Here is a 10,490-nt window from a genome sequence, read left to right as displayed (position 1 = left end):
GCTGGCCGCGGCCAGCCAGGCAGCCCTGTTGGCTATCCTCAAGAAGGGCGGGCCTGCCTACGACGTCGCCAACCCCGAGTCCTGGCCCGAACAGGCTGGCCTCGCGGCAAAGAACCGCTGGCAGGACCTGCGCAATCTGCAGGAACGCCTCGACGCCGGCGTTCGGCGCTGATTGAAGGAGACCTGACCCATGTCTGATTACAACTCCAACCATAACTCCAACGCCGCTAACAACGGCCTCTCCGCCTGGAACCGCCTGCACCAGATCGTTGCTGCCGTCCTGGCCCTGCTTCTCGGCATCCTTTGGCTGACGGGTATGGCCACGCCGCGCGGTACCTGCCCGGTTGCGGCTCCGGCTGCGATCCCTGCCGTTGTTGCGGCTCCCGTTGTCGAGGCTGTGGCCCCGCCTGCGGCCAAGCTGTATTTCGACGTCGATGTATCGGCCAGGATCGCTGAAGGTGACGCTGGCCTCGCGCCCATCGTCGCCTGGCTGGCGGCCAATCCGTCGGCTCGCGCCGTCGTGACCGGCTACCATGATCCGACCGGAACAGCGGAACGTAACCATGACCTGGCCAAGTCCCGGGCCCAGACCGTCCAAGCTGCCCTCGTGGCCGCCGGCGTCGCTGCGGACCGTATCGACCTGGTCAAGCCGATCTCGACCAATGGCGGAGGCGACCTCAAGGAAGCCCGTCGCGTCGAAGTCAGCGTGAAATAAGGTGAGGACGCCAGCCGCCTTCGGGTGGCTGGCGATCTCCATCGACGGAGGGCCCCGGGTTCCTGAACCCGGGGCTTTTCTGTTTCTAGGGCTCAGGCGTTACGCGCCATGAGGCCGCCATCCACGGGGATGGTGACGCCGGTAATGAAGCTGGCGGCAGGGAGGCAGAGGCTTACGGTCATGTGGCCGACCTCGGCCGGGTCGCCATAGCGGCCGAGGGCGGTCCGGCGCCGGGCGTAGGTGGCCCGGTCCGCGTCGGGTATCCGGTCGGTCATCCCGGTGAGGATGGGGCCGGGACAGATGCAGTTCACCGTGATCCCTTCCTTGCCCAGTTCGACCGCCAGGGCCCGGGTCAGCCCGGTGACGCCCGCCTTAGCGGCGGCGTAGGGGCTGTCACGGCTGGTCGCACCCAGGGCCTCCGTAGAGGCGATGTTGACGATCCGCGGAGCCTTTGACTGACGGAGCCAGGGCAGGGCGGCGCGGATGGTCACCTGTTGGGCGGTGAGCATGACCGCCAGGGACTTCGCCCAGATGGCATCGTAGTCCGGGGAGTCGATGGGGCTGAAGGCCGAGATGCCTGCGTTGTTGATCAGAATGTCCAGACCGCCGAACCGGGCGGCGACGGCCTCCGTGACGGTGCGGACCTGATCGGCGTTGGACACATCCAGGGCCCAGGCCTGGGCGGAGCCGCCGGCCTGCCGGATGGCTTCCGCCGTTGCTTCCGCTGTCCCGGCGTTGAAGTCGGTCACGGCGACATGGGCACCCTCGGCACCAAAGATCTCGGCGGTGGCGCGGCCCATGCCGGAACCTGCCCCGGTGACGAGGGCGATAGACCCCTTGAGTGAGCGGCTGAGCGACATGGGGGGACTCCGGAGATGGCTGTGACCCGGAGATTGGACCGGGTTGGCTGGCCCTCACAAGTCCGAAGGGCGGTTGGCCGTCAGCTCGCCGACGTCGTGTAGGTGACGTAGCCGCGCTCAACCATGCGGCGCAGGGCTTCGTAGACGCTGGACAGCTCTTCGTAGCGGCTACGCAGCTCGGCAAGGCGCATCACCTGGCGGGTTTCGAACCCGGTGGGATGCTCGGCCATGTCCAGGGCTTCCTTGACCCACTGGGCCCGGGCCAGGGCCGCCGCGACGGCGAGCCTCTGGAACTTATCGGAGTCCGTGCTGCCGAGAGTGGTGTGGATGACCTCGCGGTTCGAGGCGAATACCGTGTAGTCGATATGCTCGAGCTGTCCGCGCAGGCGACGCTGGGCGGCGAGGTCCATGTCTTCCTGGGGCTCGAAGTGATCAGAGCTGTAACGGGTGAAGCCGGACTTGCGGGTCGACATGTCGATCTCTCCCAAGGGGCGATTCTTTGCTCCCTAAATCCAGATTGCCCGTGTGGCGTTAACTTTCAATTGAAACCCGCATGGGACCGGACGTCCCGGCACCCTGCGTTGTGTCAGCTGACGAGGTCTTCCTTGATTGTCTTGCGGGCAGTCCAGAACAGGGCTGCGGCGATCAGGGTGCAGCAAGAGGTGCAGATGATCGCCCAGCGGACGCCCTCGGCCTCGCCGAGCCCCATTCCGGTTGCGAAGTAATCCGACAGGGCGCCGACGATCAGCGGACCTGCGCCCAGCCCAACCAGGTTGATGATGAACAGGAGGATGGAGGCCGCCGTCGCTCGCATGTGCGGGGGCACCAGGCTCTGGCCAGAGGCGTAGACCGGGCCGAACCAGAGCGAGCCGAGAAGGCCGGGCAGGACCATCACCGCCATGGTTCCGATCGCCGTCGGCTGGAGGTAGCCAAAGATGGCGAAGACGGGCGAGATCAGGGCTGCAATCGCCGGCACGGTCATGTAGCCGCGGATGTCGCGCGCCCCGGCGCGGTCGGCCAGGACCCCGCCCAGCCAGCTGGAGATGACCCCCATGACGCCGCCGAGCATGCCGAGGGCGAGGCCGAGGAAGCCCACGGACTTCAGGCCGAAGTGGGAGGCCATGGCCGCTACCTCCTGGGGATGGTTCCGCAGGTAGAAGGAATAGACGAAGGCCCCGTTTCCATAGCCGATGAAGGCCAGGGTGGCGGCACCGAAGGCCACCATCCAGAAGGTCTTTTTATGGATGAGATAGGTCAGTGTGGCGCCGAAGCTTCCGTCGGTCTTCTGGGTCTCCAGAATCCGGGCGCGCACCACCTCGGAGAGTTGCTTGCGCGGTTCCCGGAGGGTGAAGAAGACAATCACTGTCAGGATGAGACCCGGCAGGCCAGCCATGAGGAAGGCGGCGCGCCAGCCGAAGGTGTCGGACATGACCCCGCCCAGGGACGACCCGAGCAGGGATCCGAGAGGCGTTCCGATCGAGAAGAAGGCCAGGGCCGAGGCGCGTTGTGACTTCGGGACATAGTCCGAGATCAGGGAGTGGGCTGTGGGCGTGCAGCCCGCCTCGCCGACCCCCACGCCGATCCGCGCAAGGAGCAGCTGGGCGAAGTTGTTGGCGAGGCCACAGACAACGGTAAAGCCGCTCCACAGGGCCAGGGAGACGCCGATGATGGTCACACGGTTCTTGCGTTCGGCCAGGCGGGCGATGGGCAGGCCCAGGAAGGTGTAGAAGATCGCGAAGGCGAGGCCTGTCAGCAGCCCCAGCTGGGTGTCGGACAGCTTCAGATCGCGCTTGATGGGCTCGGCCAGGATGGAGACGATCTGGCGGTCGAGGAAGTTGACCGTATAGACCGCCAACAGCAGGATCAGGGCGTAGCGGCGGAAACCGGGCGAGACCAGGGGGACGAGGGGGGCCTCTTCCTCAACGTCGATGACGTCCTCTGGCGAGGTGGAAACGATGGACACCCTAGTCCTCCCGGGTGGTTGTTTTGCTTGTTGAAACCTGTCTAGACGCCGCCGCGGCCTGGGGGCAAGTACGAGTCTCAATTCCGGGGCGGACGGGCCGCCCCGAGACGGGAGCCGGAAATGCTGGAACTGGTGATCGGATCAAAGCGGTGGTCGAGCTGGTCGCTGCGGCCCTGGCTGGTGCTCAAGCGCACCGGCGCGCCCTTCCAGGAGCGCCTGATCCGTCTCTACCAGGCTGAGGGCCAGACCCGCGCGCAGATCCTGCCGCATTCCCCCTCTGGCCGGGTGCCGGCCCTGAAGACGGGCAGCCTCGTGATCCCGGAGTCCCTGGCCATCTGTGAGTATCTGGCCGAGGCCTTTCCCGGGGCGAAGCTGTGGCCTGAAGATCCGGACCTCCGGGCACTGGGCCGGGCCGCCGCCAGCGAGATGCACGCCGGCTTCCGTGCCTTGCGCGTTGAATGTCCGATGGACCTGGCCAGGCCGATCGCGGCGATCGACCTGTCAGACGAGGCTAAGGCCGACATCGCCCGCATCCGGGACCTCTGGAGCGACCTCCTGGGCCGCAGTGGTGGGCCCTTCCTGCTGGGAGACTGGTCGATCGCCGACGCCTTCTTTGCGCCGGTGGCGAGCCGGTTCCGGACCTATGCGATCGAGGCGGGCTCGCCGGAACGGGCGGACTATCTGGACCGGCTCCTGAATTGGCCGGACTTCCTGGAGTGGGAGGCGGCGGGGCGCCGGGAGACCTGATCCCCAGGGCCCGCCGCCCACCGAGGTCAGCCCATCTTGTAGACGCAGACCTTGTTGCCCTCGGTGTCCCGGAAATAGGCGCCGTAGAAGGTGGGCATGCGCTCACCGGGCGGACCCTCGCAGACGCCGCCATTGGCCAGGGCCGCGGCGTGGACCTGGTCCACGACCTCCCGGCTGGGAGCAGAAATCGCGGGCATGACCCCGTTGCCAGGGCTCGCGGCTTCCTTGTCGTAGGGAATACAGACGCCGATCATGGCCCCGGTACCGTTCGTATAGAGCTCCATCCGCTCGCCGGACATGGCCGGTCGGGCACCCAGGGGTTCGAGGGTCTTTCGGTAGAAGGTCTTGGCGCGTTCGAAGTCGTTGGCACCAAGCGTGACGTAACCAAGCATTTTGGAATCTCCATTTCGGGACTGCAGTCTATCGGCCCCTTAGCCGTGCGTAAGCCTCAAGCGCCCGGGCCCTGGCAAACTCGTGGTCGACGATCGGCGCAGGGTAGTCCCGGTCGAGCCGCAGGCCGGAGGCCTCCAGGACCATGGGCGGGGCCGTCCAGGGGGCGTGAAGCCATTTGTCGGGCAGGCGCGCGATCTCGGGGACCCAGCGGCGGACATATCGCCCGGCCGGGTCGAACCGGGTGCCCTGGGCCATGGGGCTGAAGATACGGAAGTAGGGTGCCGCATCCGCCCCGCAGCCGGCCACCCACTGCCAGTTCCCCGCATTCGAGGCATGGTCGGCGTCCACCAGGGTGTCCCAGAACCAGGCCTCGCCCTGCCGCCAGTCGACCAGGAGGTGCTTGGCCAGGAAGGAGGCGCAGATCATCCGGACCCGGTTGTGCATCCACCCGGTGGTCCAAAGCTCCCGCATGCCTGCATCGACGATGGGATAGCCCGTCAGGCCCTGGCGCCAGGCCGTGAGACCGGCCGGGTCCTGCGCCCATTGAAAGGCCTCGAAGCGGGGATCGAAGCTGGACTTTGCCAGGTCGGTACCGCGGGCGCTGATCTGGGCGTTGAACTCGCGCCAACCAAGCTCGGCGAGGAACTTTTCGGCGTCGGCCTCGGGTGCTGCCCCCCGCTCGACCGCTGTGAGGGCACCGCGCCAAAGGGCGAAGGGGCTGATCTCTCCGAAGTGCAGGTGCGCAGACAGCCGGGAGGCGCCGGGCTCTGCTGGGAAGTCCCGCGCCCGGCCATAGCCAGCGAGCGCGCCGGACAGGAAGGCGCCCAGCCGGGTGCGGGCACCCGTCTCCCCCGGGGTCCATTCGGAGAAGCCCTTTGACCAGTCCGGGGCGGTGGGTTGCAGGCCCCAGGAGGCAAGGGTTTCCGACGCGGGCCAGGTCTCGGGCACCGGAAGCCAGGCGGGCGCCTCGGTGCGCGCCGGTGGGGCGATCTGCGGGCGGGCGGCTCGCCAGAAGGGCGTGAAGACGCCGAAGGCCCCGCCCGTGCGGGTCCTGACCTGGTCGGGGCGCAGCAGATGGCCGCCGTTCCAGCGCCCGACCTTCATGCCGTCCGCCTCAAGCCTGGCGGCGAGACGGTCGTCGCGGGCCGCGAGCCCCGGGTCGAAGAGGTCGTTCCAGTGGACGATCTGGGCGCCAGTCTCGGCGGCGAGGGCGGGAAGGACCACGGCCGGGTCCCCCCGCCTCAGGATGAGGCGTGATCCCCGGGCCTCAAGGTCAGCGGCCAGGGCCACCAGGGAGCGGTTCAGCCACCACAGCGAGGCTTCGCCGGGCGGCCGGATGTCGGGACCGGGATCGAGGATGAAGACCGGCAGGAGTCCGCGGCCTGAAGCGGCGTCAGAGAGGGCCGCCGACAGGGCGGGATTGTCGAACAGGCGCAGGTCGCGCCGGAACCAAAGCAGGACGGGTGTCATGGGGTCTCCATGGCCCGGCTGGCGGGGTCTGGCAACGGCTGGCTTCAGCCCCAGTACTCACTCGAGCCCGGGCGGGTCCGGGCGGGGTCTGGCGCTGGCCCCGGCGGCTTCCACTTGGGTTTTTCCAGGGGCTTGGAAAACACCCAGCCCTGGCCCAGCTGCACCCCGAGGTCCAGGGCGAGGCGCGCCACCGGCTCGGTCTCGATCATCTCGGCGATGGTCGCCACCCCAAGGTCGTTGCACAGGGCCACCAGGTGCTTGACCAGCAGGGCGTCGCGGGAACCCTCGGTCATGGACTGGATGTATCGGCCATCGATCTTGATGAAGTCCACCTCCAGCCGGCGCAGATAGTCCAGGGAGGCGGCGCCGGCTCCGAAGTCGTCGAGGCACACCACGTGACCGGCGCTACGAAGCCGGGCGATCCGGGCGTTCGCCTGGTCGAGGTCGCGAAGCTGCCGGGTCTCGGTGATCTCGAGGATCAGCCGGCCGCGCAGGTCGTCGTCGCCGCCGAGGCCAAGGATCTCCTCGAGAAAGCCATCGATCATGAGGGAATGTGCGCTCAGATTGGCCGCGATCCGGGTGGTCACCGGCAGGGACTGCAACTCCCTGAGCAGCCTGCGGACCACCGAAAGGTCGAAGACCTGGATCATCTCCAGGTCCTCGGCCAGCTGGATGGTCTCCGCCGGGCTGGTGTCCTTGGAAAACCGGGCCAGGGCCTCGAAGTGGTGAAGCTCGCCGGTCGCCAGGGAGACGACGGGCTGGTAGGCCAACTGGAAGGCGCCGCGCGCGACAATGTCGCGGAACCGGTCGCTGTCCCTCAGGGTTCGCGCCACGGTGTCGCGGAAGCCCGAGGTCGCCGCGTCGCTGCCGGCTTCGATATACCGGTCGAGGGCCAGCCGCAGGGTGCGCATGTTCTGGCTGGACGCTGCACCCTCCAGCGACATCCGTGCGAGCTGGGGGCGTTCGCTTCCGCCAGACGCGGCGCTCAGGCCCTCCACCAGTCGGGTGTTGGGAGCATCGGCTGGGCGCATAATGGCGAAGCGGTCGGAGCTGAGTTCGGCGCCGCCGGCCCCGGCGTAGGATTCCGCCCTCAGGGTCGCCTCGATCTGCCGTCGGGTTCGCTCGGCCATGTCGGGACTGAGGCGGGACAGCCGGTCCCGAAGGCCCCGCACCTCGACGAGATCAAGGGTGAGCACCAGCCCCGCCTTCTCCGCCTCCTTGAGCAGATACTCGGCGGCGACGGAAAAGGACTCCGCGGGCGTAAAGCCATCCTCATCGCGCGGATATTGGGCACCGCCGCCGGACCCGCCCAGACTGAGGGCGCAGGACAGACGGGTTCCCAACTGCGGCAGGCGGAAGACCGAGAGCGAGGCCGACTCCGGGGCGTTGGGTGCCTTTCGTTCAGCAAGGGCCATCTGGAGGGGCCCGCGACGCTCGCCGGGCCCCAGCGTGGTACGGAGGGTGTCGAGGAGGGTCACTTCCGACGACTTGAAAAGCGCCGCCCAGTCGCGGCCCACGAGGTCCTGGTCGGGGCACCCGGTCAGACGCTCCGCCGCGCCGAGAGCAAAGGTGATGGAACCTTCACTGTCGATCTCGAACACCAGGTCCGCTCCGGCGAAGGCAAGACCGAGGAGCCGGGCGACGCCAGCGTCTTCCAGGCGGGGCGTCGACGCCGTCAAGGCATGCGCTCGCAATCTGGACGCCCGCGCCTGCACATGCCGGAGACCTCCACTCTGATCCGCTCCCGGGGAACCTGCAGGGATCCGTGCACCGAGCAGGCTTTCCAGACTTGTGCGCCAGCAAGGTTAAGACCTTGCCACCAGGCAGGCCCACACATGCGACAAAATGTCGCAGAAATGATGGTGCCCGCTGCCGGACTCGAACCGGCACGCCGATGGCGACGGATTTTAAGTCCGTTGCGTCTACCTGTTCCGCCAAGCGGGCCCTGAGGACACTCTAGCCCGATGCCGATGGGCGGGCCACCCGCCCTCAGATCAGTCCCTGGGCCCGGAAGCTGGTCAGGCCATCGCGGCCGACGATGACGTGGTCGTGGACCGACAGGCCCAGGACCTTGGCGGCCTCGATGACCTCGCGGGTCATTGCGATGTCGGCCTGGGAGGGGGTGGGATCGCCGGAAGGGTGGTTGTGGGCCAGGATCAGGGCGCTGGCCGACAGCTCGAGCGCCCTGCGGACCACCTCGCGGGGATAGACGGGGGCGTGGTCCACCGTGCCCTCGTTCATGGCCTCGTCGGCGATGAGCTGGTTCCGGCGGTCGAGGAAGAGCACGCGGAACTGCTCGCGCGGTTCGTGGGCCATGGCGGTGCGCAGGTAGGCGGACAGCTGGGTCCAGGAGGTGATGACGGCGCGCCGGGCGACGGGCTCGCGGCTGATCCGGACGGCGGCCTCGTGGGCGAGCTTGAGGTCCAGCGCTGCCTGTTCGCCCAGGCCGCGCATCCGGACCAGGTCCTCGAGGGGCGCACCGAAGACCCCGGCGAGGGAGCCGAAGCGCGCCAGCAGGGCCTTGGCCAGGGGTTTGACGTCGCCCCGGGGCAGGGACCGGAACAGCAGGAGCTCGAGCAGCTCATAGTCCGGCAGGGCGCCCGGGCCGCCATGGCGGGCGCGGTGACGCAGGCGGGCCCGGTGCCCGGCGTGCGGCGAAAGCTGGGGCGGCGACAAGTCGGTGTCCGATCCGAAGAGCGGGGCTTCCTGCAGGTCGGATGGGGGCATGGCGGGGCTCCGGCGACCGCGCCAATGTTCCCTAAATGTTCACGCCGCGCAAGCCTATCCTGCGACCTTGACCCGGGCGACGTTGTCGCCGGCATTCCGGTCGATGCGCTTGTTGTAGGGATCGATCCCGGCAAAGTGGATGGCGCCGGAGGTTGGGGTCTGGAGCGCGGCGATACACCGCATAAGGGTCGACTTGCCCGCCCCGTTGGGGCCGAGCAGACCGAACATGCCGGCTGGGATTTCGAGGCTGACGTCATCCAGGGCCCGGGTTCCGCCGGGATAGACATGGGTCAGGTTGCGGATCGACAGCACGACAGGCTCCTCGGATATGGGGGAGACGTCGCCCTACCCGGGACCGGGAAGCAAGTTAACGAAAAGTCAGCCGAATTTCCGTCAGTCGGCCTGAATGGGCGGCTGGAAGAGCCCGGCGGGCGAGGCGGTAAAGACCTCGTATCCGGTCTCTGTGACCCCTACGGAATGCTCGCACTGGGCGGACAGGGACTTGTCGCGGGTTACGGCCGTCCAGCCGTCGGACAGGATCTTCACCTGCCACTTTCCGAGGTTCACCATGGGTTCGATGGTGAAGAACATGCCGGGCCGCAGGACCTCGCCGGTGCCCTTCTTTCCGTAGTGCAGGATGTTGGGCGCATCGTGGAAGACCCGGCCCAGGCCATGGCCGCAGAAGTCGCGGACCACCGAGCAGCGCTGGGATTCCACCCAGGCCTGGATGGCCGCGCCGATGTCGCCCGTGGTCGCGCCGGGCCGGACCACCTCAAGCCCCCGCTGGAAGGCGTCGTAGGTGACCTCCGCCAGGCGGCGGGCGCGGGCCGGGACCTTGCCGACCCCGTACATGCGCGAGGTGTCCCCGTGCCAGCCGTCGACCAGCACCGTGACGTCGATGTTGGCGAGGTCGCCCTCGCGCAGGGTGCGCTCGGAAGGGATGCCGTGGCAGACGACATGGTTCACCGAGATGCAGAGGGTGTGGCGGTATCCCCGGTAGCCGAGGCAGGCGGGCAGGGCGCCATTGTCGAGAATGAATTCCCGCGCCAGGCGATCCAGGTCCTCGGTCACGACGCCGGGAACCACGTGGGGCGTCAGCATATCGAGGCACTCGGCGGCCAGACGGCCCGCCTTTCGCATGCCTTCGAAGCCCGCCTCGTCATGCAGGCGGATGTGGCCGGTCTTGTGCGGAAACTCGACGGTGTCGCTCTGGTTCATGGGGTTCAGCCTAGCACAATCCGTTCAGGGGTGCGACGCCCGGCCGGGCGTGTCGATCAGGATCCAGGTCTCTCCATCCTTGGCCAGGATGGCGGACCAGGTCTCCCAGCGCCCCTTGGCGGTCTTCTGTCGCCAGTCGCAGCGGGACTCGGTGGGATCGCCCAGGACCTTGCAGCGGATCGAGCGGACCTCGACGGGCCCGCCGGCGGCAGGGGCAAGCAGGGCCTCGAGCCGGGCGGGCGTGGGCGCTGCGGAGACTGCGGCGGCGAGGATCAGGGCGGTGAACATGCGGAGGATGCTGGCACCGCGAGCAGGGAAGTCAACGCTGCCAGGGCAGGGGCCGCACGATGCGAACGCCGCCAGCTTCGACCTCGCAGGTCCAGGCCATGACCTCGAC

12 protein-coding genes and 1 tRNA gene are annotated in these 10,490 nt (G+C 68.1%); 2 read left to right on the top strand and 11 right to left on the bottom strand.

Features of this window, described 5'->3' with window-relative positions; all coding sequences use genetic code 11:
- Positions 1–190 precede the first annotated feature (190 nt).
- Positions 191–715, top strand: a complete 525-nt coding sequence (locus WCJ52_RS08405) for an OmpA family protein (RefSeq protein WP_336902856.1) — start codon at positions 191–193, stop codon at positions 713–715.
- Between the two features lie 92 nt (positions 716–807).
- Here the strand turns inward: WCJ52_RS08405 and WCJ52_RS08400 are convergent, their stop codons facing one another.
- The 3 genes from WCJ52_RS08400 to WCJ52_RS08390 form a co-directional block, all read right to left on the bottom strand.
- Entirely contained in the window at positions 808–1,575 is a 768-nt protein-coding gene (locus WCJ52_RS08400; protein ID WP_336902855.1) for an SDR family NAD(P)-dependent oxidoreductase, read from the bottom strand.
- Positions 1,576–1,655: 80 nt separating this feature from the next.
- On the bottom strand, positions 1,656–2,048 hold the full coding sequence (locus WCJ52_RS08395; RefSeq protein ID WP_336902854.1) for a hypothetical protein: 393 nt from the start codon (positions 2,046–2,048) through the stop codon (positions 1,656–1,658).
- 113 nt (positions 2,049–2,161) lie between these two features.
- Positions 2,162–3,538: an MFS transporter gene (locus tag WCJ52_RS08390; protein WP_336902853.1), complete on the bottom strand. Its 1,377-nt coding sequence runs from the start codon at positions 3,536–3,538 to the stop codon at positions 2,162–2,164.
- A 120-nt stretch (positions 3,539–3,658) separates the two neighbouring features.
- Here WCJ52_RS08390 and WCJ52_RS08385 point away from each other — a divergent pair, with 120 nt between their 5' ends.
- Complete coding sequence (locus WCJ52_RS08385) at positions 3,659–4,285, top strand: glutathione S-transferase family protein (protein ID WP_336902852.1); 627 nt, start codon at positions 3,659–3,661, stop codon at positions 4,283–4,285.
- Positions 4,286–4,311: 26 nt separating this feature from the next.
- On the opposite strand, the gene WCJ52_RS08380 is transcribed toward WCJ52_RS08385, so the two are convergent.
- From WCJ52_RS08380 to WCJ52_RS08345, 8 genes are all read right to left on the bottom strand, one after another.
- Positions 4,312–4,677 (bottom strand): VOC family protein, encoded by a 366-nt coding sequence (locus WCJ52_RS08380; protein WP_336902851.1) that lies wholly within the window; start codon positions 4,675–4,677, stop codon positions 4,312–4,314.
- A gap of 28 nt (positions 4,678–4,705) precedes the next feature.
- A complete protein-coding gene (locus WCJ52_RS08375; RefSeq protein ID WP_336902850.1) occupies positions 4,706–6,148 on the bottom strand; it encodes a deoxyribodipyrimidine photo-lyase in 1,443 nt (480 codons plus the stop codon).
- 44 nt (positions 6,149–6,192) lie between these two features.
- Positions 6,193–7,827, bottom strand: a complete 1,635-nt coding sequence (locus WCJ52_RS08370; RefSeq protein WP_336902849.1) for an EAL domain-containing protein — start codon at positions 7,825–7,827, stop codon at positions 6,193–6,195.
- A 181-nt stretch (positions 7,828–8,008) separates the two neighbouring features.
- Positions 8,009–8,092, bottom strand: a tRNA-Leu gene (locus tag WCJ52_RS08365).
- 45 nt (positions 8,093–8,137) lie between these two features.
- Positions 8,138–8,875, bottom strand: coding sequence for a DNA repair protein RadC (radC, locus tag WCJ52_RS08360; protein WP_336902848.1), 738 nt, complete (start codon positions 8,873–8,875; stop codon positions 8,138–8,140).
- A 54-nt stretch (positions 8,876–8,929) separates the two neighbouring features.
- A complete protein-coding gene (locus WCJ52_RS08355; RefSeq protein WP_336902847.1) occupies positions 8,930–9,187 on the bottom strand; it encodes an ATP-binding cassette domain-containing protein in 258 nt (85 codons plus the stop codon).
- A gap of 81 nt (positions 9,188–9,268) precedes the next feature.
- Complete coding sequence (gene map / locus WCJ52_RS08350) at positions 9,269–10,093, bottom strand: type I methionyl aminopeptidase (RefSeq protein WP_336902846.1); 825 nt, start codon at positions 10,091–10,093, stop codon at positions 9,269–9,271.
- 24 nt (positions 10,094–10,117) lie between these two features.
- Positions 10,118–10,381, bottom strand: a complete 264-nt coding sequence (locus tag WCJ52_RS08345; RefSeq protein ID WP_336902845.1) for a hypothetical protein — start codon at positions 10,379–10,381, stop codon at positions 10,118–10,120.
- Positions 10,382–10,490: the final 109 nt, after the last annotated feature.

It is taken from the genome of Phenylobacterium sp., from assembly GCF_037138395.1.
Classification (GTDB): Bacteria; Pseudomonadota; Alphaproteobacteria; order Caulobacterales; family Caulobacteraceae; genus Phenylobacterium.
Note: the sequence above shows the minus strand (reverse complement) of the source record. Positions and strands in the feature narration are given on the sequence as shown.

Coding starts and splice junctions, on each gene's coding strand:
- WCJ52_RS08400 (WP_336902855.1), bottom strand. CDS start 1,575: ATGTCGCTCAGCCGCTCACTCAAGGGGTCTATCGCCCTCGTCACCGGG.
- WCJ52_RS08345 (WP_336902845.1), bottom strand. CDS start 10,381: ATGTTCACCGCCCTGATCCTCGCCGCCGCAGTCTCCGCAGCGCCCACG.
- WCJ52_RS08395 (WP_336902854.1), bottom strand. CDS start 2,048: ATGTCGACCCGCAAGTCCGGCTTCACCCGTTACAGCTCTGATCACTTC.
- WCJ52_RS08405 (WP_336902856.1), top strand. CDS start 191: ATGTCTGATTACAACTCCAACCATAACTCCAACGCCGCTAACAACGGC.
- WCJ52_RS08380 (WP_336902851.1), bottom strand. CDS start 4,677: ATGCTTGGTTACGTCACGCTTGGTGCCAACGACTTCGAACGCGCCAAG.
- WCJ52_RS08385 (WP_336902852.1), top strand. CDS start 3,659: ATGCTGGAACTGGTGATCGGATCAAAGCGGTGGTCGAGCTGGTCGCTG.
- radC (WP_336902848.1), bottom strand. CDS start 8,875: ATGCCCCCATCCGACCTGCAGGAAGCCCCGCTCTTCGGATCGGACACC.
- WCJ52_RS08375 (WP_336902850.1), bottom strand. CDS start 6,148: ATGACACCCGTCCTGCTTTGGTTCCGGCGCGACCTGCGCCTGTTCGAC.
- map (WP_336902846.1), bottom strand. CDS start 10,093: ATGAACCAGAGCGACACCGTCGAGTTTCCGCACAAGACCGGCCACATC.